This window comes from Bradyrhizobium sp. WSM4873 (assembly GCF_055811355.1).
The window spans coordinates 2492-24018 of sequence record NZ_JBVVPS010000043.1 but is presented as its reverse complement, the minus strand read 5'-3'; the positions used below and the strand labels follow the sequence as shown (position 1 = coordinate 24018).

22 protein-coding genes are annotated in these 21527 nt (G+C 64.1%); 11 read left to right on the top strand and 11 right to left on the bottom strand.

Annotated features, from left to right (window positions below; translation table 11 throughout):
* Positions 1 to 5: 5 nt before the first annotated feature.
* The 6 genes from cyoB to AC0L21_RS33875 are packed head-to-tail and all read left to right on the top strand — an operon-like array spanning position 6 to position 5741.
* Positions 6 to 2003 carry a cytochrome o ubiquinol oxidase subunit I gene (gene cyoB, locus AC0L21_RS33900; RefSeq protein WP_473265998.1) on the top strand — a complete coding sequence of 666 codons (1998 nt, stop codon included), beginning with the start codon at positions 6 to 8 and terminating at the stop codon, positions 2001 to 2003.
* Entirely contained in the window at positions 2004 to 2633 is a 630-nt protein-coding gene (cyoC, locus tag AC0L21_RS33895; protein ID WP_473265996.1) for a cytochrome o ubiquinol oxidase subunit III, read from the top strand.
* Positions 2630 to 3010, top strand: a complete 381-nt coding sequence (gene cyoD, locus AC0L21_RS33890; protein WP_211400082.1) for a cytochrome o ubiquinol oxidase subunit IV — start codon at positions 2630 to 2632, stop codon at positions 3008 to 3010. The genes cyoC and cyoD overlap by 4 nt, the downstream gene beginning before the upstream one ends.
* A complete protein-coding gene (locus AC0L21_RS33885) occupies positions 3007 to 3867 on the top strand; it encodes an SURF1 family protein (protein ID WP_473265993.1) in 861 nt (286 codons plus the stop codon). The genes cyoD and AC0L21_RS33885 overlap by 4 nt, the downstream gene beginning before the upstream one ends.
* Positions 3839 to 5218: an ATP-binding protein gene (locus tag AC0L21_RS33880; protein WP_473265990.1), complete on the top strand. Its 1380-nt coding sequence runs from the start codon at positions 3839 to 3841 to the stop codon at positions 5216 to 5218. Before AC0L21_RS33885 ends, AC0L21_RS33880 begins: the two co-directional genes overlap by 29 nt.
* The gene (locus AC0L21_RS33875) at positions 5208 to 5741 is read left to right on the top strand and encodes a response regulator transcription factor (protein ID WP_473265989.1); all 534 of its coding nucleotides are present in this window, start codon (positions 5208 to 5210) and stop codon (positions 5739 to 5741) included. Before AC0L21_RS33880 ends, AC0L21_RS33875 begins: the two co-directional genes overlap by 11 nt.
* 37 nt (positions 5742 to 5778) lie before the next feature.
* On the opposite strand, the gene AC0L21_RS33870 is transcribed toward AC0L21_RS33875, so the two are convergent.
* Positions 5779 to 6489: a glutathione S-transferase family protein gene (locus AC0L21_RS33870; protein WP_473265987.1), complete on the bottom strand. Its 711-nt coding sequence runs from the start codon at positions 6487 to 6489 to the stop codon at positions 5779 to 5781.
* A 109-nt stretch (positions 6490 to 6598) separates the two neighbouring features.
* On the opposite strand from AC0L21_RS33870, the gene AC0L21_RS33865 reads away from it, so the two are divergent.
* Positions 6599 to 6970 (top strand): winged helix-turn-helix transcriptional regulator, encoded by a 372-nt coding sequence (locus AC0L21_RS33865; RefSeq protein ID WP_473265986.1) that lies wholly within the window; start codon positions 6599 to 6601, stop codon positions 6968 to 6970.
* Positions 6971 to 7106: 136 nt separating this feature from the next.
* On the opposite strand, the gene AC0L21_RS33860 is transcribed toward AC0L21_RS33865, so the two are convergent.
* The 6 genes from AC0L21_RS33860 to AC0L21_RS33835 all read right to left on the bottom strand — a co-directional run bounded on the left by AC0L21_RS33860 (position 7107) and on the right by AC0L21_RS33835 (position 15276).
* A complete protein-coding gene (locus AC0L21_RS33860; RefSeq protein ID WP_473265985.1) occupies positions 7107 to 7949 on the bottom strand; it encodes a CarD family transcriptional regulator in 843 nt (280 codons plus the stop codon).
* A gap of 344 nt (positions 7950 to 8293) precedes the next feature.
* Entirely contained in the window at positions 8294 to 8632 is a 339-nt protein-coding gene (gene fdxA, locus AC0L21_RS33855; RefSeq protein ID WP_007599264.1) for a ferredoxin FdxA, read from the bottom strand.
* Positions 8633 to 8763: 131 nt separating this feature from the next.
* Positions 8764 to 9033 (bottom strand): RNA-binding S4 domain-containing protein, encoded by a 270-nt coding sequence (locus AC0L21_RS33850; RefSeq protein WP_354160002.1) that lies wholly within the window; start codon positions 9031 to 9033, stop codon positions 8764 to 8766.
* A gap of 22 nt (positions 9034 to 9055) precedes the next feature.
* Complete coding sequence (locus tag AC0L21_RS33845; RefSeq protein ID WP_473265984.1) at positions 9056 to 12433, bottom strand: helicase-related protein; 3378 nt, start codon at positions 12431 to 12433, stop codon at positions 9056 to 9058.
* Positions 12434 to 13139: 706 nt separating this feature from the next.
* Positions 13140 to 13949: a DUF3108 domain-containing protein gene (locus tag AC0L21_RS33840; protein WP_473265983.1), complete on the bottom strand. Its 810-nt coding sequence runs from the start codon at positions 13947 to 13949 to the stop codon at positions 13140 to 13142.
* A 385-nt stretch (positions 13950 to 14334) separates the two neighbouring features.
* The gene (locus tag AC0L21_RS33835) at positions 14335 to 15276 is read right to left on the bottom strand and encodes an IS110 family RNA-guided transposase (protein WP_473265980.1); all 942 of its coding nucleotides are present in this window, start codon (positions 15274 to 15276) and stop codon (positions 14335 to 14337) included.
* Between the two features lie 460 nt (positions 15277 to 15736).
* Here AC0L21_RS33835 and rpmB point away from each other — a divergent pair, with 460 nt between their 5' ends.
* Both rpmB and AC0L21_RS33825 read left to right on the top strand, forming a co-directional pair.
* Positions 15737 to 16048: a 50S ribosomal protein L28 gene (gene rpmB / locus AC0L21_RS33830; RefSeq protein WP_026232426.1), complete on the top strand. Its 312-nt coding sequence runs from the start codon at positions 15737 to 15739 to the stop codon at positions 16046 to 16048.
* Positions 16049 to 16322: 274 nt separating this feature from the next.
* Complete coding sequence (locus tag AC0L21_RS33825) at positions 16323 to 16994, top strand: ATP-binding protein (RefSeq protein ID WP_473265982.1); 672 nt, start codon at positions 16323 to 16325, stop codon at positions 16992 to 16994.
* 144 nt (positions 16995 to 17138) lie between these two features.
* Here AC0L21_RS33825 and AC0L21_RS33820 read toward each other — a convergent pair whose 3' ends face one another.
* The 3 genes from AC0L21_RS33820 to AC0L21_RS33810 form a co-directional block, all read right to left on the bottom strand.
* Positions 17139 to 17417, bottom strand: a complete 279-nt coding sequence (locus tag AC0L21_RS33820; RefSeq protein ID WP_007604598.1) for a DUF1488 family protein — start codon at positions 17415 to 17417, stop codon at positions 17139 to 17141.
* 181 nt (positions 17418 to 17598) lie between these two features.
* Entirely contained in the window at positions 17599 to 17895 is a 297-nt protein-coding gene (locus AC0L21_RS33815) for a hypothetical protein (protein WP_473265981.1), read from the bottom strand.
* 1 nt (position 17896) lies between these two features.
* Positions 17897 to 18154, bottom strand: coding sequence for a hypothetical protein (locus AC0L21_RS33810; protein ID WP_027515171.1), 258 nt, complete (start codon positions 18152 to 18154; stop codon positions 17897 to 17899).
* 358 nt (positions 18155 to 18512) lie between these two features.
* Between AC0L21_RS33810 and AC0L21_RS33805 the strand changes: the two genes are divergently transcribed.
* Entirely contained in the window at positions 18513 to 18644 is a 132-nt protein-coding gene (locus AC0L21_RS33805) for a hypothetical protein (RefSeq protein ID WP_007599247.1), read from the top strand.
* Positions 18645 to 18719: 75 nt separating this feature from the next.
* On the opposite strand, the gene AC0L21_RS33800 is transcribed toward AC0L21_RS33805, so the two are convergent.
* Positions 18720 to 19661: an IS110 family RNA-guided transposase gene (locus AC0L21_RS33800; protein WP_473265980.1), complete on the bottom strand. Its 942-nt coding sequence runs from the start codon at positions 19659 to 19661 to the stop codon at positions 18720 to 18722.
* Between the two features lie 378 nt (positions 19662 to 20039).
* Between AC0L21_RS33800 and AC0L21_RS33795 the strand changes: the two genes are divergently transcribed.
* Complete coding sequence (locus tag AC0L21_RS33795; RefSeq protein ID WP_473265979.1) at positions 20040 to 21380, top strand: DUF2235 domain-containing protein; 1341 nt, start codon at positions 20040 to 20042, stop codon at positions 21378 to 21380.
* Positions 21381 to 21527: the final 147 nt, after the last annotated feature.

Below are 21527 nucleotides of genomic sequence, written 5' to 3'. Positions count from 1 at the left end.
CCCGCATGTCTCCTGATCTTCTCAAGCTCATCTTCGGCCGGCTCACCTTCGAATCGCTGCCGCTGCACGAGCCGATCGTCGTCGGCACCTTTGCCGTGGTGGCGACCGGCGGCCTCGTCATGCTCGCCGGCCTGACCTATTTCCGCGTCTGGGGTTATCTCTGGAGCGAATGGTTCACCAGCGTCGACCACAAGCGCATCGGCATCATGTACATGATCCTCGGCATCGTGATGCTGCTGCGCGGCTTCGCCGACGCGCTGATGATGCGGTTGCAGCAGGCGCTCGCCTTCGGCGGTTCGGAGGGCTATCTCAATTCCCATCACTACGACCAGGTCTTCACCGCCCACGGCGTGATCATGATCTTCTTCGTGGCGATGCCGCTGGTCACCGGCCTGATGAACTTCGTCGTGCCGCTCCAGATCGGTGCGCGCGACGTGTCGTTCCCGTTCCTGAACAATTTCAGCTTCTGGATGACGGTCGGCGGCGCGGTGCTGGTGATGGCCTCGCTGTTCATCGGCGAATTCGCCCGCACCGGCTGGCTGGCTTATCCGCCGCTGTCCAACATCGGCTACAGTCCGGACGTCGGCGTCGACTATTACATTTGGGGCCTGCAGGTCGCGGGCGTCGGAACGACGCTGTCCGGCATCAACCTGATCTGCACCATCGTCAAGCTGCGGTGTCCCGGCATGACCATGATGCGGATGCCGGTGTTCACCTGGACCGCGCTCTGCACCAACGTGCTGATCGTCGCTTCCTTCCCGGTTCTGACCGTCGTGCTCGCGCTGCTCTCGCTCGACCGTTACGTCGGCACCAACTTCTTCACGAACGATTTCGGCGGCAGCCCGATGATGTACGTGAACCTGATCTGGATCTGGGGTCATCCCGAGGTCTACATCCTGGTTCTCCCCGCCTTCGGCATCTTCTCGGAAGTGACCTCGACCTTCTCGGGCAAGCGGCTGTTCGGCTACACCTCGATGGTCTACGCCACGGTGGTCATCACCATCCTGTCGTACCTGGTCTGGCTGCACCACTTCTTCACGATGGGGTCGGGCGCCAGCGTCAACTCCTTCTTCGGCATCACCACGATGATCATCTCGATCCCGACGGGCGCGAAGATGTTCAACTGGCTGTTCACGATGTATCGCGGCCGCATCCGCTTCGAGCTGCCGATGATGTGGACGATCGCGTTCATGCTGACCTTCGTGCTGGGCGGCATGACCGGCGTGCTGCTCGCGGTGCCGCCGGCCGACTTCGTCCTGCACAACAGCCTGTTTCTGATCGCGCATTTCCACAACGTGATCATCGGCGGCGTCGTGTTCGGCGCGTTCGCCGGTATCGGCTACTGGTTCCCGAAGGCGTTCGGCTTCAAGCTCGACCCGTTCTGGGGCAAGCTGTCGTTCTGGTTCTGGGTCACGGGCTTCTACCTCGCTTTCATGCCGCTCTATGTGCTCGGCCTGATGGGCGTGACCCGCCGCCTCCGCGTGTTCGACGATCCGAGCCTGCAGATCTGGTTCATCGTCGCCGGCATCGGCGCCTTCCTGGTCTTCCTCGGCATCCTCTCGATGCTGATGCAGTTCGCGGTCAGCTTCCTCAGGCGCGAGCAGCTCAAGGACGTCACCGGCGATCCCTGGGATGCGCGCACGCTGGAATGGGCGACCTCCTCGCCGCCGCCGGCCTACAACTTCGCCTTCACCCCCGTCGTCCATGACAATGACGCATGGTGGGACATGAAGAAGCGCGGCTATCAGCGCCCGCTCACCGGGTTCAAGCCGATCCACATGCCCAGCAGCACCGGCACCGGCATCATCCTCGCCGGCCTTGCCACCGCGATGGGCTTCGGCCTGATCTGGTACATCTGGTGGCTCGCAGCCGCGAGCTTCATCGCAATGCTCGCTGTCGGCATCGGTCACACCTTCAACTATCACCGCGATTTCGACATTCCGGCCGAGGACGTCATCCGGGCCGAGGACGCGCGCACCAAACTGCTCGCCGGAGCCAAGTAAATGACTGTCGCTGTCAATCCCACGCAAACCGGCGAGCCGGTGTTCTACCTCGCCGACGAACATCCGCATCCGGAAGGCTACAGCACCTCGCTCGGCTTCTGGATCTATCTGATGAGCGACTGTCTCATCTTCGCGATCCTGTTCGCCACTTTCGGCGTGCTCGGCGGCAACTACGCCGCCGGCCCGGCGCCGAAGGATCTGTTCGAGCTGCCGCTGGTCGCGGTGAACACCTCGATGCTGCTGCTGTCCTCGATCACCTACGGCTTCGCCATGCTGACGATGCAGCGGAACAAGATCGCCCAGACCCAGATCTGGCTGGCGATCACCGGCCTGTTCGGCGCCGCCTTCATCGGCATCGAGCTGTCCGAGTTCGCCCACATGATCCATGAAGGCGCGACGCCGCAGCGCAGCGCCTTCCTGTCCGCCTTCTTCACCCTGGTCGGCACCCACGGCCTGCACGTCAGCTGCGGCCTGATCTGGCTGGTGACCCTGATGGTGCAGGTCTGGAAGTTCGGCCTGATCGAGGCCAACCGCCGCCGCCTGATGTGCCTGTCGATGTTCTGGCACTTCCTGGACGTGGTCTGGATCGGTGTCTTCACCTTCGTCTATCTCCTGGGAGTTCTGCGATGAACACCGATACTCACGCCGCCCACGCGGACGATCATCACCATGGCGACAGCCATGCTCACGGCTCGTTCTCGACCTACATGCTCGGCTTCGTGCTCTCGGTCGTGCTCACCGCGATCCCGTTCTGGCTGGTGATGAGCGGCGCGCTTCCGAGCAAGCAGATCACGGCGCTCGTCATCATGGCCTTCGCGGTGGTACAGATCGTCGTGCACATGATCTACTTCCTGCACATGAACACGACATCCGAGAACGGCTGGAGCATGATGGCGCTGATCTTCACCATCGTCATGGTGGTGATCGCCCTGTCGGGTTCGCTGTGGGTGATGAACCACCTCAACAGCAACATGATGCCGATCCACCAGATGACCGGGATGAAGTGACCGAGACCAAGGCCGTGACAAGCAAGACAGACGGGGCTCGCGGAAAGGCCGCGCGCCCGCCCTTGTGGCTCGCGGTCCTCTCGCTCGCGGCCATTGCACTTCTGATCGCGCTCGGCGTCTGGCAGATCGAGCGGCGCGCCTGGAAGCTGGCGCTGATCGATCGCGTCGAGCAGCGCGTTCATGCCCCGGTCCAGCCGATCCCCTCGCCGGCGACATGGCCCATCGTCTCCGCCGCAAACGACGAATACAGGCACGTCAGCGTCACCGGCCGTTTCATGCATGATCGCGAGACGCTGGTTCAGGCCGTCACCGAAGAAGGCCCGGGCTATTGGGTGTTGACACCGCTCAGGCGCGACGACGGCACGCTGGTCCTGGTCAACCGCGGCTTCGTGCCGTCCGACCGGCGCGACGTCTCGACGCGCCGGGACGGCAATCCGCAAGGCCAGGTCGAGATCACTGGCCTCTTGCGCGTGACGGAGCCAAAAGGCGGATTCCTCAGGGCCAACGTGCCTGAGCACAATCGCTGGTACTCGCGGGATGTCGCCGCGATTGCGGCGGCACGCGGCCTCGACCATGTCGCGCCCTTCTTCGTCGATGCCGACGCTGGATCACAATCCGGCAGCGGCCCAATCGGCGGATTGACCGTGATCAGCTTTCCCAATAACCACCTGATCTACGCGCTGACGTGGTTTGCCCTGGCTTTCATGCTGGCCGGTAAACTTATCGTCACATTCGGCGGCGGGCTGTTTCGCCGCAGGAAGCCCTGGAGCGGCTTCGTCCACGAAGCGGCCGACGGCTCCAATGCCGGCGCCCGCAGGACGGGATCAGATGCTGGAACGATCGTCGAGCCCACCTGACGACGGAAGAACGCATGGCGCCGTCACGCTGCAATCGCAGGCGGACGCGCGCAGCGAGCTGATCGGCGCTGCCCCGACCGACGACGAGACCAACCGCAAGAACATGGCGCTGCTGATCCAGCTGCGCTGGACCGCAGTGGTCGGCCAGATCGTGACCATCGGCGGCGTGCATGTCTGGCTCGGCATTCCCCTGCCCCTCACCCGCATGGGCGCGGTGATCGGCGCACTGATATTCCTCAACATCTCCAGCCTGGTCTGGGTGCGCCATCGCGCCGCGATCACCAACAACGAGTTGCTGGTCGCCCTGATGCTGGACGTCGCCGCGCTGACCGCGCAGCTTTACCTCAGCGGCGGCGCCACCAATCCCTTCACCTCGCTGTTCCTGCTTCAGGTGACGCTGGGCGCGGTGCTGCTCGATGGCCGCTCGACCTGGTCGCTGGTCGCGCTGACCTGCGCGAGCTTCGTCTGGCTGACCGTCGCCTACCGGCCGCTCGATCTGCCGCCGAACCCGCTGAGCGAGACCTATACGCTCACGGTTGCCGGCATGCTGCTGGGGTTCGTGCTCAACGCCGTGCTGCTGGTGGTGTTCGTCACCCGCATCAACAGGAATTTGCGCGAGCGCGACGCGCATCTGGCGGCGCTGCGCCAGCATGCTGCCGAGCAGGATCATATCGTGCGCATGGGCCTGCTCGCCTCCGGCGCGGCTCACGAGCTCGGCACGCCGCTCGCCTCGCTCTCGGTCATCCTCGGCGACTGGCGCCGCATGCCCGACCTCGCCGCCGACCAGGAGCTGGCCGAGGACCTGGCGGAGATGGAGACCTCGCTGCAACGCTGCAAGTCGATCGTGACAGGCATCCTGGTGTCGGCGGGCGAAGCCCGCGGCGAAGGATCGTCGCCGACGACGGTGGCGGCTTTCGTCACCGCGCTGGTGGAAGAGTGGCGCGACGCGCGCTCGGCGCGCACGCTGTATTTCGTCAACACCTTCGGCGAGGACGTCGCGATCGTCTCGGACGTCGCGCTGAAGCAGGTGATCTTCAACGTGCTCGACAACGCCTACGAGGTCTCGCGCGACTGGGTCGAGCTCGTTGCCGAGCGCGAGGGCGACAATCTCGTGCTGTCGATCAGCGATCGCGGCCCCGGCTTTGCGCCGGAGATGCTGGCACAGCTCGGAAAGCCCTATCAGTCGAGCAAGGGCCGCGCCGGCGGCGGGCTCGGACTGTTCCTGGTGGTGAACGTGGTGCGTAAGCTTGGCGGCAGCGTCACCGCCGAGAACCACAGGAAGCGCGGCGCCACGGTCCGCCTCACGCTGCCGCTCGCCACGCTCGCGATCGGAGGCAGCTTTGACGCTTGACCGTTCGCTCATCGTCGTCGAGGACGATGCCGGCTTTGCGCGCACCCTGAAGCGTTCGTTCGAGCGCCGCGACTACGAGGTCGTGCTCGCCGCCTCGATCGAGGACGTGCGGAAAGTTCTGGAGGAGCGATCGTTCGGCTATGCCGTCGTCGACCTCAAGCTTGGCGGCGCCTCGGGACTGGCCTGCGTCGAGCTCTTGCACACGCACGATCCGGAGATGTTGATCGTGGTGCTGACGGGCTTTGCCAGCATCTCCACCGCCGTCGAGGCCATCAAGCTCGGCGCATGCCACTATCTCGCCAAGCCGTCGAATACCGACGACATCGAAGCCGCCTTCAACAAGGCCGCAGGCAATGCCGAGGTCGCGCTCGACGCCCGGCCGACATCGATCAAGACGCTGGAATGGGAACGCATCCACCAGACCCTGATCGAGACCGATTTCAACATCTCGGAAGCGGCAAGACGATTGGGAATGCACCGTCGGACGCTGGCGAGGAAGCTCGAGAAGCGGCCGGTGAAGTAGGGAGGAGCGGATCGAAGCCGCTCCTCCGCTCCACTGGTCAGGATTGCTTGCCATATCGCGCGATGACGTCGGCCAGCGCGATATGGCCGGCGCAGGATCCTGCTCCCGGATCACTACTCCCGCTCTCCACGGCCGTGGCGTAGATGACCCCGGGATCGGCCTCGAGCAATTGGCGCAGCGCCGCCAGCTTTGGCCAGCGGCTCCTGTCCGCGACGGCGTGGAAGTCGAGCCAGCGCGCCACACCTGCCAGCAAGGCGTCCGCGAGGGTCGGCCGGTCGGCGAGCAGGAACCTTGCCGGCTCGATCATGCCTTCGAGCTTGTCGTGGCGTTCGATCACCTTTCTCCTTCCGAACTCCCGCAAGGCCGAGCGCATGGCGTCGTCCATCGCCACGCCTTCCATTGCGACCCAAAGCGGCGCGAAGGCACCGGTAAAACCGGTATTCACGAACGCCATCAGCTGATGCATGGGATCGGCTTGCGGCGACAGCGGATCAAAACTTATGCGCCGTTCGGTATCCCTGGCTTCGAGCCAAGCCGCGATCGCCATCGTTTCCATCAGCACATCGCCCTGGTCGGTTATAAGTGCAGGCGTCTCGTGTCGGGGATTGATCCTGGCGTATGACGGGCTCAGCATCTCGCCCAGCATGTCGACGCGACACAGGCGATATGGCCTGCCAAGCCATTCAAGAGCCGCAACGAGTCCCATGGAGCTTCCCATCGGGAAACCGTAAAGTAGGATTGGATCCATCGATCTATTCTCCGTGATTTCTGATGATCACGCTGCGCAGCGGTCCCGAACCCTAGTCGCTCGCTCCATCAAGTAAATTGCGAACATTTTTGTAACCTGGAGTCCGCCGATGAAAGATCTCGTTTCGAGATGTCCCATCGAGGAAGTGATGCAGATCCTGAGCGGCCGGTGGCCTACGCTTCTGATCTACTATTTGAAACAGGGCACGAAACGGTTCAGCGACTTGCGTCGGGACAATCCGACCATCTCGCACAGGATGCTCGCCCTCGAGCTTCGCAAACTGGAAGACGCCGGTATGGTGACCCGCACGGAATTCGACGGATACCCGTTGAGGGTCGAGTACGATCTGACCGCCGCCGGCCACACGTTGGTGCCGTTGATCGATGCGTTGGGCGCCTGGTGGTCGACGGTTGCGACTGACGCGGACGGAGACGGCCGCGAGACCGGGCGCGGCGCTTCGGGAACCGCATCGCGGGTTTGATCCCGCTCAGGACCGCAGAGGCTCAAAGCAATTCGGCCCGCTGGCCGTCCCGAACCAAGGCGGTCAGCGCCTCCAAAACAAAAAGCCCGGCCGCAAGGCCGGGCTTTTGATTGGTTGCGATGAACGCGCGAGAGGCCTACGCGGCCTCGTCGGCGACCGTGGCGCCGCCATCGGTCTCGTCGCTGTCGCCCTCGGCGTCCGCATCGCCTTCACCTTCGGCGGCTTCGGACTTGGCACCAGTGCGGCGCGGGCTCTTGGCGAGCTGGGCCTCGATCTCCTTGACCGCTTCGGTCTCGGTCGAGTGCTGCACCACCGCGATCTCGCGCGAGAGACGGTCGAGCGCGGCTTCATAGAGCTGGCGTTCGCTGTAGGACTGCTCGGGCTGCGACTCGGAGCGATAGAGGTCGCGTACGACTTCCGCGATCGCGACGATGTCGCCCGAATTGATCTTCGCTTCGTATTCCTGGGCGCGGCGCGACCACATGGTGCGCTTGACGCGGGCACGGCCCTTGAGTGTCTCGAGCGCGCGCTTTACCAGCGCGGGCTCGGACAGCTTGCGCATGCCGACATTGGCGACCTTGGCGGTCGGCACGCGCAGCGTCATCTTGTCCTTGATGAAGTTGATGACGAACAGCTCGAGCTTCGCGCCGGCGATCTCCTGCTCTTCGATGGCCAGAATCTGGCCGACACCGTGAGCGGGATAGACGACGAATTCGTTGGCCTTGAAGCCCTGACGCTGGGTCACGACCTTCTTTTCCTCGACCTTCGGCGCAGCAGCCGCGGGCTTCACGGCCGGCTTGGCGACAGCGACAGGAGCCTTGGCAGGAGCAGCCGCAACAGGAGCCTTCGGCGCGGCGGGCTTGGCAGCGGGAGCCTTGGCAGCGGGCGTCTTTGCAACAGCGGGCTTGGCGGCAGGCTTGGCGGCAACAGGCTTGGCAACGGTCGCTTTCGCGGCCGGCTTGGCAGTCTTGTTAGGCATTGCGCTTCTTTTGTTCTTCGAGGACTTTGCAGCCGGCGCCTTCGTCGCGGTCCGACCCTTGGATGCGCTACGGCTGGCCGCGGCGACTTTCTTGGCGTCCTTATGGGAAGCCTTCGCTGAAGTACTCTTTTTACGCGTTTTCTGTGACACAGCCTGCGCGCGGAAACTGCCACGCCCCTGTTCGACATTTGGTTTCACGGGAACCCAACGGGGCCGACGGGGCTAACCAGGGTTCGGCTCAATGTGCCCAATATAGCACATTTCCCGCAAAAATCAATGATTTAGGGGTCTTAAGGGCTGGTTTTCGGCGATAACGCCGCTAATAGGGTTAAGTTTGACCCGAATTAGTCGCCGGAGCCGGGGTTCGCGGAGAAATACTTGTCGAACTTGCCCTCCATGCCGTCGAAATCCTTGGCGTCGGCAGGTGATTCTTTCTTCTGGGTGATGTTCGGCCAGCTCTTGGCGTAGTCGGCGTTGACCGTGAGCCACTTTTCCAGGCCCGGTTCCGTGTCCGGCTTGATGGCATCGGCGGGGCATTCCGGCTCGCACACGCCGCAATCGATGCACTCGTCAGGATGGATGACGAGCATGTTCTCGCCCTCGTAGAAACAATCGACCGGGCAGACCTCGACGCAGTCGGTGTACTTGCACTTGATGCACGCTTCAGTGACGACGTAAGTCATCCAACGCTCCGAAAAGCTCTTTTAAAAGTCGCGGCTTGCGTAGCGCGGATGGCCCGGCGCCGCAAGCTCAGGAACGGCCGATCATGACGGCTTTATGCGCTTGATCGACCAAGAATGAATTCAAAGCGCAATTAATTGCGCTGAGAATTCGGATGGCCTTCACCGAGCTCTTCGTAGAGCACACGGGCCGAGGCGGCATCGCCGCGGCGCTCGTTGAAGGCGGTGACTTTCAAGACGCGCACGGTGCGATCGAGCGCGATGGTGAGCACGTCGCCGACCTTGATCGCATGCCCCGGCGATTTCTCGCGTGCGCCGTTGACGCGAACATGGCCGGACTCGACAAGCTCGGCGGCGGAGGTGCGCGCCTTCACCACCCGCGCGTGCCACAGCCATTTGTCGATGCGCTGCCGCTCGGTCGTGGGCTCACTCCTTGCGGCCGGACAGCTGCTCCTTCAGCGCAGCGAGTTTTGCGAAGGGCGAGTTCGGATCGACCGGACGATCGCGCTCGCGCGGAGTGGCGCTCGATGCGTAGGGGCGCAGCGAGGGTCCGCCCTGGCGGTCGCGGCCCTTGTCGCGGTCGCGGCCACGGTTGTCGCGACCCTTGTCGCGATCGCCCCCGAACTTGCCCTTGTTACGATCGCGATCCTTGTTGTCGCGGTCTTTGCCCTCGAAGCGACGGTTCTTGTCGTCGCGCGCCTCGGGACGCGGCGCGGCTTCAGCGCCACCTTCGCGCGGCTTGCGGAAGTCTCTGCCACCATCGCGACGATGACCACCGCCATGGCGATGGCGCTCACCGCGCTTCTCGCCGTCGGCGGCAGGCTGGGCTTCGCCTTCGGCAGGAGCAGTGCCGGCTTCAGCAGCCGCCTGCGGACGCGGCTGGTGATGACGCTGGTTGCGATGACGCTCGTGGCGCGGCTTGCGATCCTCGTGACGGCCGGCGGGACGCCAGACCTCGATGAGCTCGGGCTCGGCGGGCGTGGCCGCGGCCTCCACGGGCGCAGCCGCATCGGCCGACGCCGCGGCTTCGGTAGCAGCGGTTTCGGCAGACGCGGTTTCGGCAGCTTCAACGGGGGCAACAGCCTCTTCCGCAGGTGGCGCGATGCCGGGAGCGTCTTCCGGCGTGACGGAAGCCTCCAGCGCCGGCTCGTCCTGCGCGGGCTCGTCGTGCTGCTCCATGCCCGGCGCGTCTTCGACGGTCACAGGCTCGGCGGCAGCTTCGATCGCGGTGTCCGCGGGCGCTGCGGCGTCCTCGACCGGTGTTTCGGTTGTGGGCGTTTCTTCGCTGGGGGCTTCAGCAGCAGGCGCCTCGGCAACAGCCGTGGCAGGCTTCGCCGGCAGCGGCGGGCGCTTGTCCATGCGATAGCCGAGCGCACGCAGCACGGATGCAAAGTCTTCGCCGGCCGAACCGGTGAGCGAGGTCATCGCCTGCGTCACGACAAAGCTGCGGCCGTCGAACGCACCGGCGGGCTTTTCGCCGGACGCGTTCTCGCGCCAGGCCAGCGCCGGACGGATCAGATCGGCCAGGCGCTCCAGGATGTCGACGCGCACGGCGCGCTCGCCGGCCTGCTTGTAGCCGAGCACGCGATAGGCATCGCGCGGCAGCTGCTTGTCGACCGGGAACGAGGTGCGGCCGGAGCTTGCCAGATGCTGCGCACCCGATAGCGCGGAGGGATCGACATTGTCCTGCTTCAGCGCCCAGAGCAGCGCGGCCAGCGCGCGCCCGGCCGGCTTGAGCAGGCCGGGGAAATAGAGGTGATAGGCGCCGAAGCGGACGCCGTATTTGCGCAAGGTCGCGCGCGAGGGCTGATCGAGGTCCTTCAGCTCGTTGGCGATCTTCGGGCGCTCCAGCACGCCGAGCGCCTCGACGAGCTGATAGGCGATGCCGCGGGCGATGCCGGTGACGTCCTCGGCCTTGCTGAGCTCGAACAGCGGCCCGAGCAGCTTTTCGATATGGGTCTTGAGCCAGAGGTCGAGCCGGGCCTGAACCTTGTCGCGGGGGGCGCCCGTGAGGCGTTCGTCGGAGATGATGCGGATGCGCGGATGCAGCGCGTCCTCTGCGGCAGACAGCCGCGCCACGGCGTCGCCGGTCCAGCGGATGATGCCTTCCGAGGTCAGCACGAACTGCTCGTCCGGTGCGTTGTCCAGTTTTTCAGCGCGCGCGTTGATCTCGCCGGCGAGCACGGCCTGCGCTGCAGCCTGCAACGCTTTCGCATCGGAGCCGGCTTCCGCCGCATCCGGTGCAAAGGTGAAGCCATCGAGGCGGCCGATGACATGGCCTTCGACGATGACTTCGCCGGTCTTGCCGATTTCCGTATTCAAGCTCGTGTTCTCCCGCAGGCGGCGCATCAATACACTGGTCCGGCGATCAACGAAACGCTCAGTCAAGCGTTCATGGAGCGCATCCGATAATTTATTTTCGACCTCGCGGGCGATTCCCTGCCAGCGTTCGGGGTCTTTCAGCCAGTCGGGGCGGTTGGCGACGAAGGTCCAGGTGCGAATCTGCGCGATCCGGGCCGACAGCGTGTCGATATCGCCGTCGACGCGGTCGGCCTGGTCGATCTGGGTCCTGAACCAGGCGTCGGGGATGCATCCCTTGCGCATCAGGAAGCTGTAGAGCGTCGTCACCAGCTCGGCATGGGCGGCCGGCGACAGCTTCCGATAATCCGGGACCTGGCAGGCCTCCCACAGCCGTTCCACGGCGTCCTTGCCATGCGCGACATCGCGCACCTCGGCGTCGCGGGCGGCGTGGTCGAGCACGCGCATGTCCTCGGCGATCGGCGCGCGCGTCAGCGCCTCATGCCCGGGGGCCAGGTTCAGCGAGACCTGGAGCGCGCCGAGGGAAGCAAAATCCAGCTTCGAATTGCGCCATTGCAAAACCTTCACGGGGTCGAAGGTGTGGTTCTGCAGCGCATTGACGAGCTCGGGCTCGAACGGCCCGCAGCGACCGGTGGTGCCGAAGGTGCCGTTGCGCGTGGCGCGGCCGGCGCGGCCGGCGATCTGGGCGAATTCGGACGGCGTCAGGCGGCGGAACTGGTAGCCGTCGAACTTGCGGTCGGAGGCAAAGGCGACGTGGTCGACGTCGAGATTGAGGCCCATGCCGACGGCATCGGTGGCGACGAGGTAATCGACCTCGCCGTTCTGGAACATCGCGACCTGCGCATTGCGGGTGCGCGGCGACAGCGAGCCCAGCACCACGGCGGCGCCGCCGTGCTGGCGGCGGATCAGCTCGGCGATGGCGTAGACCTCGTCGGCGGAGAAGGCGACGATGGCGGTGCGGCGCGGCTGCCGCGTGATCTTGCGGTCGCCGGCGAATTCCAGCTGCGACAAGCGCGGCCGCGTGATCATGGAGACGCCCGGCAGCAGCCGCTCGATGATCGGGCGCATGGTCGCAGCGCCGAGCAGCAGCGTCTCGTCGCGGCCGCGACGGTTGAGGATGCGATCGGTGAAGACGTGGCCGCGTTCCAGATCGGATGCGATCTGCACCTCGTCGACGGCGAGGAACGAGACGTCGAGATCCCGCGGCATCGCCTCGACGGTCGAGACCCAATAGCGCGGCGCTTTCGGCTTGATCTTCTCCTCGCCGGTCACGAGCGCGACGGCATCGGGACCGACCCTTGCTGCGATCTTGTTGTAGACCTCGCGCGCCAGCAGGCGCAGCGGCAGCCCGATCATGCCCGAGGGATGCGCGAGCATCCGCTCGATGGCGAGATGGGTCTTGCCGGTGTTGGTGGGACCAAGCACCGCAGTGACGCCGGCGCCGGGAAGCCGCTCGGAAGCGAAGGGGGAGGAGGAAAAAGGCATCTGGGGGATTAGGTAATGGCGATTGGGGCGAATGTCAGTGCTGTTTTGGGGCGGTGGCGCGAAGGGCCGGCCTCACACACTGCTGTCATCGCCCGGCTCGACCGGGCGATCCAGTATTCCAGAGGCGGCGCAGATCAAACCGAGAGGGCGCGGCGTACTGGATGCCCCGGTCAAGCCGGGGCATGACGGCGGAGAATGCGGCGCCCCTTCCCAAATCCCGCGCAACTGTCTCACTTTGCGACGCTTTTCCCGTTGGCTTTAAGCTTCGGAACGAGTTGAGAACGAATCGCGGCCGAATCGGTGACTCCCTCTTGAGTCCTGTTCCGTTCACGCAAGATGTCGCGGGAGGCTTATTGGGTTTGCACTAGATGGAGTTTTGGCCTGCCGCACAAGCGACGTTTCGATGGCGGAATCGTTAAAGCTGGGGACGGCGCGGAGTCGAATCAGAATCGGGGAGGAGTCAAATGGATTCCCGCATCCCGACCCCCTCCAAACAAGAAGCGCGAAAACAACCCCATGCACAGTAGGCATGTCATTGAAATAGAAGGACTTTCATGCGGGCCAAAAATGGTCTTCCTCGTCATTCCGGGGTGCGCGGAGCGCGAGCCCGGAATCCATCGCAAGACGGTCTCTGTGGGCTGATGGATTCCGGGCTCGCGCCAAGTGGCGCACCCCGGAATGACGGCGGTGGGTGCGGCGGCACCCCCTACTGCGTCTTCGCGACCCTGGGCGGCTGGGCCGTGGTGACGAAGGAGGTCGCTTCCAGCATGGCCGGCCCGAGCGGCGTCGGCACTTTCAGCCAGAACGGGACCAGGATGCGCGTTCCCGCGATCGGCGCGAACGCGACCTCGATGTTGCGCTGGGCGGCGAGATATTTGATCACGGGACGGTCGGGGATGTAGCCGGCGATGGGCACGAAATACAGCGAGCAGACCACGACCTGGCCGTGATAGCCCTTCTCCGCCTTGACGTTCTCCATGCGCTTGAAATCGAGCTTGAGCTCGTAGCGCATGCGGCCGTCGAACACGGCGGCGCTGCCGTGGCAGGCGTCCGCCGACAGCACGTCGCCGCTGCCGGAGACGCGCACCAGCGAGGCCGTCATCGGGTCCCAGACGCCGCGGCGATGCGCATCGGTGACGACGATGCGGTCGGGATCGACCGGCGGCTCCGGCAGAATCGCAAAATCCTTCACATTGCCCTTGTCGAGCGTGATGCGGATCTCTTCGGTCTTCTTCGAGGTGGTGGTGGTGGCCTGGTAGCCGGTCGCAACCAGCGCGCCGTTGACCACGCGGCCCTGCGAAGCGCCGGTGCCGGACCCGCCCGCGAAGGATTTCAGCAGCCCCGAGGTGCCGCCGGAGGCCGCGGCCGCGAACACGTCGTCCTGGATATCGATGTTCCAGGCTCCCTTGCCCACGGGAATGCCCGCCAGCGTCGCCTCGTATTGCGCCTCGAGCTTGCCCTGCGCCGCCGCGGGCTCCGCCGCCCACGCCAAAACCAGCCCGAAAAGGGCCGCCATGACCCAACGGCCGGCAGAGCGCGAATGACTTGCGCGTGGATTCCTTGCGCGCCGCTCCGCTGAGCGCAGGCCATTTGGGCGCAGCTCTTTTGGGCGCAGGCTCGGCGCAAGATGAGGCGTTGTGAGCACGAAACAATCCAATCGGGGCGCGAACGGTTGTTACTTAAGCCAAAAACCGCGCCAAGCAATGTGTCCGGGCCTATCGGCGTCCGGAACTCCACTGCACTCTTCGGGCGCGAATACGCCCTTTATGTGATGGTAAGGCGCGATAATCATTGCCGTTTTGGTGATCCGGGCGGGTCAGAACCGCGCACCTCACGCCGCTGCCTCTTCCCCCTCGCCCCGCTTGCGGGGAGAGGGTCGGGGTGAGCGACTATCTCTGTTGTCAAGTTGCATTGGCGTAGGCGGTGCGCGCATCGCGTGCCTTGGCGTTGAGGCGGACCAGGAGTTTGCGGGCGAGCGCGATGCGAATGACCATCTTTTCCTTTCCCGCAGCGACCAACCTCTTGCGGAAGTCGGCGAGGCTTTTGTCGTAGCGGGCGGCGGTGGCCGCGACGAGGAAGAGGATCGAACGGACCCCCTCGCGGCCCCCGCGGGTGGGTCGTTTGCCCTTTCGCTTACCGCTGTCATTTGCGATCGGGGCGAGGCCGGTAAGCTTGGCGATGGCCTTGTTCGACAGGATTCCGATCTCCGGCAGCTCGGCGTGCAGCCGGGCGACGGTCCGCCCTGCAACGCCCTTCACCTCGCGCCAGGACTCGGCGAGCTTTGCCCACAGCGGATCGTCGTCGATCATGGAAGCGATCTCCCCCTCGAGCTTGCGGGATTGGCGCTTCAGCAGGGCGATTACCTCGTCGATGCTCTCGCGCATTTCCGTGTTATCGAGCAGGCTGGCGCGACGCTGCTTCTGCACGATGAGATCGTCGGTAACCTGCCGGAGCCTTGCCACAAGGGCTTTCAGGCGCTGCTGGGCCCGGCTCGGCAGCGGGGTCGGAGCCAGGCTCTTGGCATCGGCGAAGCGGGCAATGACGGAGGAATCGATCCGGTCGGTTTTCTCCAGAATGCCCATCGCCTCGGCGTAGCGGCGGACGCTGCGAGGATTGGTCAACGCGCAGCTTATACCTCTCTCCCAGAGTTCGACGAATGGCCTTCGCTCATATCCGCCGCTGGCCTCCATGACCACCAGCTCCACGGCGTGTTCACGGCAGAACGCGGCCAACTTCGCAATGCCTGCCGTGTCGTTATCAAAGCTCGCGAACCGATGCCCGGGTTCGATGCAGACATCGAGCTTAGCTTTCGAAACGTCCACTCCACAAATCGTCTTCTTCACGGTAACCTGCCTTGTCCATGCGATTGGAACTCAAGCGACTGTTCGGTCGTACGTGACATGGCGAAGATCCCAGAGCTCACCCACGGTTGTAGCCGGAGGGGTAACGGGCGACATCGCCACGCGCCTTGGCCGGTGGCCACCGGCCAAGGCGCTAAGTCACTTCCATCGCACAAATGCTGGCCGTGCAGATACAAGGGGGGCTCTCCTGGGGGGAGGTGAGAATTGAGTACACTCAACCCACAGCGCCCTCGCGGAGACTCCCTCTCACCCGGAATCCGCGCTAATCGCGCGCATTCCGGCCTCTCCCCGCAGGCGGGGAGAGGCGAAAACAGCAGCCAAAACCTTGACGTCCCGCCGCTTCCCCCCTATACGTCCGCCCGCTCCCTGCAAGGACAGAGAATTTGCCCGTGGCGCCCCGAATGGCGGCCGCACATCGTTGGGAAAGATTGAGGATTTTGCCATGTCTCGCCGCTGCGAATTGACGGCCAAGGGCCCCCAGGTCGGCCACACGGTCAGCCACTCCAACATCAAGACCAAGCGCCGCTTCCTGCCGAACCTGGTCAACGTGACCTTCATCAGCGAAGCGCTGGGCCGCAACGTGCGCCTGCGCGTCTCCACCAACGCGATCAAGAGCGTCGACCACAATGGCGGCCTCGACCCCTTCCTGCTCAAGGCCAAGGCCGCCGTGCTGTCGCCCCGCGCCCTCGAGCTGAAGCGCGCCATCCAGAAGAAGGTCGGCCCGACCCCCGCGCCGGAGAAGAAGGCGAGCTAAGAATTTTCGGATTGGGCTGGGGCCTGCGTCGCAAGGCGTAGGTTTAGCCAAGAAGAGTTTTGCGTGACGGCCGGATCGGAAGATCCGGCCGTTTTTTCTTTTGCAGATTCACATTGCTCCTTACCAAAGAACTATTCCCATTGGTAGCGATAGGCGACATGATGCTACCCAAAATTGAACGGCGCTGGGAGGGCTCCACGATATTGCAGAATTGCGATAACTTCCGAGAATCTAAAATTGAAAGCGCCAAGCGCGCCCAAATCGGAATGTATTGATGGTCGCAGAACCCCAGTTAAAAGTCGGGGCACACGTGCTCGTGCAGCTCGGAAGTGAGTTAGTAACCGACGTGGAGCAGGCGATCCTTGAATGTGTGAAGAACTCCTATGATGCCGATGCGCCAGGCTGCATCATTGACATCGACACTGCGGAAAAGAGCACGAGGACAGAAACTGGACCCGCCTCTAGGCTTCGAGAGTTCAATCACCCATTCGACACCGTGCAAGTTACTCTTTGCGATTCAAGCGGCAAAGCGCTGGAGAACGGCGACTCAATTCCCGACAACAAGCGCATTCAAAGACGGCTCGCCTATACTGGCAGGATAACAATTGAGGACCGTGGAGAGGGGCTTACACCAGCCCAACTCCAATCGTCCTGGCTAGTGATCAGCCAGTCCAGTAAACGAAGCAACGACGGGGCCAAAAAACAAAAAACAAAGGCTGGCCGAACTCCGCTTGGAGACAAAGGCCTCGGCCGACTCGGCTCTATGAAGCTTGGCGATATCCTTTTGATAGAAACCGCCACATCAAGCCATGAGCCATTGTCGAGTGTGCAATTTAGGTGGACCGATTGTGAGTCGGCCCGGACAGTCGACGAAATACCCGTCTATGTCGCTCAGAAGAAAAATGACGAAGCCTTCATCACAGCCTGTGCAACACGGAGAGACTGAGCCTGTGGCGGACGGTATTCTCCGTCCGGACGTAGGACGGGACGGCACTGCCCACGCGGCGTATCTGGATGCCAAAGTCAATCAGGTGCTGGGGCTCGCCAGCGGCTGCGGTGTCCAGGAGGAAATGCTCGCGATTCCGCTCCCCTACCCTCGAAAATCAATGCTCCGCAGCACGATCCCGGGCGGCGTGCCTTCGAACTCCGTCGCCTGATATTTGCGTCCGGTGCAGGCTTCGATGCGTTCGCGCAGGCGCGTGAACTGCTCTTCGCGCTCGCTGGGCCTGGCGCGCGGGCCGCGCTCGAGGTCGTCCATGGCGGAGGTCGAGATCGCGCAGGCGATCTCCTTACTGCCGTCCTGCATCGAGAACTGGACGATGCCGCGGTCCTGGTCGTGGGCGATGAAGCGGCTGCTGGTGAGTGTCATGGGGTACTCCTTTGCGGCTGCGCGGCGTGCAATTGCGCACCGGGGCGCCGGTCAGCCTTCGAAGCACGCTGTGGCACAAGCCTGCACAACAACTGACTTCGGTGGTTATGGGTCCTGGCTTTTGCCAGGACGACGGGTGTGTTTGCGAGCGTTGCGCGATGGCGCCACGAGTTGGCTCGCGTCAGCCGTCGCCGTTGAGCCTTGCGAAATCGTCGAACAGCGCGGCGACCAGCGCGCGGTGGCGGGTGTCCTCGGCGGGGAGGCTCGCGGCATAGAGGTTGAGCAGATGGCGGGCCTTCACGGCGGCCTCCGGCCAGGACGTGGCGGGCACCGACATCATGCGGTTTTCGAGCTCGGCCTCGCGCTCGCGCAGCTCCCTGACCTGGGCTTCGACGTCGGCCAGCGCGCGGCGCAGGTCGGTTGCCTTCTGGGCGGCCATGCCGCGGTGGCTGTCGAGATCGACCGGGACGTCAGTCATTTCAGGCACTCGCATCAATGCGTTGGGCATCCGCCAGGTCGACCGAGCCGATCGACAGCATCTCCGTCGCACCGCGCACGCCTTCGGAGGGCACCGTGATCATGGTGGCGACGCGGCGATAGGACGCGAAGGACAGGCCCTCGATCATCTCCTCGTCGGTGACGACCTCATAGGCGCCGGCCGGCAACTCGCGTTCGAGGCCGCGGATGTGGAATGGATGCTTGAAGGTGATGGTTTCTCGCCGCGAGCGGATGGTCATGCGCGCCTGCCTTTCGCAAAGAAGGAGCCCCAACCGACGCCAGCTGGTCGCGACCATGCGCTCCTTGCGCGGCAATAGCCAGCCTTATGTCAGCGCGGGCCGGGACTTAAGCGGCAAGCGCGGCGCTCGCACGCGGCGTTTTAGTCCTCGCCATCGGCGGGACGCGGGCGTACGCTCGACCACGTCAGCGCAGCTCACGCAATTGCCGCGCGTCGATGTTGCGCTGCATCTTTCGCGCCTCGCGTGCGCGGCGGCGATCTTCAATGGCTCGGGCGGATGCATCTCGTAGCCCGCCAGCGACAATTGCAGCGCCGATCTCGCACGCGGACGAACTCGAAACCCAGGAGGAGACGACGTCATGGCCAAGGGACAGCAACGCAGCAACCGCGAAACCAAGAAGCCGAAGAAAGACAAGATCAAGACCAGCGCCGCAGCGCCCAGCCGAAAGGATGCGGCGTGGCAGCCGGAGATCGGCCAGAAGAAGAAGTAGCGGGGCGGCTGTTTTCCCTTCTCCCCTTGTGGGAGAAGGTGGCGCGAAGCGCCGGATGAGCGACTATCTCTGTTGTCAAGTTGCATTGGCGTAGGCGGTGCGCGCATCGCGTGCCTTGGCGTTGAGGCGGACCAGGAGTTTGCGGGCGAGCGCGATGCGAATGACCATCTTTTCCTTTCCCGCAGCGACCAACCTCTTGCGGAAGTCGGCGAGGCTTTTGTCGTAGCGGGCGGCGGTGGCCGCGACGAGGAAGAGGATCGAACGGACCCCCTCGCGGCCCCCGCGGGTGGGTCGTTTGCCCTTTCGCTTACCGCTGTCATTTGCGATCGGGGCGAGGCCGGTAAGCTTGGCGATGGCCTTGTTCGACAGGATTCCGATCTCCGGCAGCTCGGCGTGCAGCCGGGCGACGGTCCGCCCTGCAACGCCCTTCACCTCGCGCCAGGACTCGGCGAGCTTTGCCCACAGCGGATCGTCGTCGATCATGGAAGCGATCTCCCCCTCGAGCTTGCGGGATTGGCGCTTCAGCAGGGCGATTACCTCGTCGATGCTCTCGCGCATTTCCGTGTTATCGAGCAGGCTGGCGCGACGCTGCTTCTGCACGATGAGATCGTCGGTAACCTGCCGGAGCCTTGCCACAAGGGCTTTCAGGCGCTGCTGGGCCCGGCTCGGCAGCGGGGTCGGAGCCAGGCTCTTGGCATCGGCGAAGCGGGCAATGACGGAGGAATCGATCCGGTCGGTTTTCTCCAGAATGCCCATCGCCTCGGCGTAGCGGCGGACGCTGCGAGGATTGGTCAACGCGCAGCTTATACCTCTCTCCCAGAGTTCGACGAATGGCCTTCGCTCATATCCGCCGCTGGCCTCCATGACCACCAGCTCCACGGCGTGTTCACGGCAGAACGCGGCCAACTTCGCAATGCCTGCCGTGTCGTTATCAAAGCTCGCGAACCGATGCCCGGGTTCGATGCAGACATCGAGCTTAGCTTTCGAAACGTCCACTCCACAAATCGTCTTCTTCACGGTAACCTGCCTTGTCCATGCGATTGGAACTCAAGCGACTGTTCGGTCGTACGTGACATGGCGAAGATCCCAGAGCTCACCCACGGTTGTAGCCGGAGGGGTAACGGGCGACATCGCCACGCGCCTTGGCCGGTGGCCACCGGCCAAGGCGCTAAGTCACTTCCATCGCACAAATGCTGGCCGTGCAGATACAAGGGGTCTGTCTCCGCGAAGCTCCAACGCGAGAGATTCGCGCGTGGAGAGAGACCCCTCACCCGTCTCGCCGCTTCGCGGCGATCCACCCTCTCCCGCAAGGGGAGAGGGGAAGAAGCACCACCTCCTTCTCCCCGCTCTTTTCCGCTATACTCGCCCGGGTAGCATCAGCGGGAGGGGAGTACCGTGGAGCACGAGCGCAACGCCGACCACACATCCGAGCCGAAGAATCTCGTCATCTGCTGTGACGGCACCGGCAACGAGATCTCGGAAAACATCTCCAACGTCCTGAAGCTCTATCGCTGCCTGCGCAAGACCGACAAGACGCGGCCGCGGCAGATGGTGTTCTACGATCCCGGGGTCGGCACGGTGACGGAGCCGTCGACGTGGCATCGCTGGAAAGCCAACGTCAACCTAGTGCTGGGGCTCGCCACCGGCTACGGGCTCGATGACAACGTGCTGTCGGCCTATTGCTTCCTGGTCCAGCACTACGCGCCGGGCGACAGGATCTATCTGTTCGGTTTTTCGCGCGGTGCCTATACCGTGCGCGTGCTCGCGGGGCTGATCCACAAGATAGGCCTGATCTCGCCGGAGCAGGCCAACCTCGCAGGCTCGGGCCTTGTCGCCTACAAGCAATATTCCGGCACCGGGCGCGGCAACGATGTCGAGGACCTCAAGGACATCGCCGTCGACGAACAGGGGCCTCTGCCGAAGGACCAATTCGACCTCGCCGCGCAGTTCGCACGCATCACCTCGACGCGCTGGCCGACCATCCACTTCATCGGCGTCTGGGACACGGTGGCGAGCGTGATCGTGCCGCGGCGCGACGTCTTCTTCCTCGTCTTCAGCCTGGAGGAGCTCGCCTTCACGCTGCGCAATCCGAGCGTCAACATCTTCCGGCAGGCGATCGCCATCGACGAGCAGCGCCGCATGTTCCGCCTCAAGGCCTATGAGGAGCCCCAGGAGTACTGGCGCCACCGCTACGTGCCCGACGAGAAGAAGGAGCCGCAGGACATCCTGCAGGTGTGGTTCGCCGGCGTGCATTGCGACGTCGGCGGCGGCTATCCGGAAGCCGAGAGCGGCGAGTCCAAATATCCGCTGCTCTGGATGATCGAGGAGGCGACGAAGGCTGGGCTGAACTTCAACCCGCGCACGGTGAACCAGCTCGCCTGGGGCATCCAGCGCAAGAACTCACCGTTCCAATACGTGCCGCCGGCTTACACGGGCAAAACGGGCGAGCTGCATGATTCGATGACGGCGGTGTGGCGCGTGCTGGAGTATCTGCCGAAGAGCGCGACCTACAAGGAATGGCCGGAGCGGAAAGTGTTTGGGGGCTTCTACATCCCCGATTGCGAACCGCGCCCCATCCCCGAAGGCGCGCATGTGCATGAGAGCGTATTGAAGCGGATGGCGGTGGAGCCGGGCTATCGGCCGGTGAATCTGCCGAAGGATTATGTGACCGTGCCGATGCCGCTGCCGCCGGGTGTGGGCGCTGGAGGCGAGACGGGGGAGATCGTGGTGGGGTGAGGTGGTTGCGCGGCGGACCATGATGGGGAGCTGGCCGGCGCTCCACCAAAGCCGTGGGGGGGGGGGGGGGGGGCGCCCGCCGCGGGGGGGGGCGGCCCCCCCCCCCCCCCCCCCAAAAAAAAAAAAAAAAAAAAAACACCGAAAAAA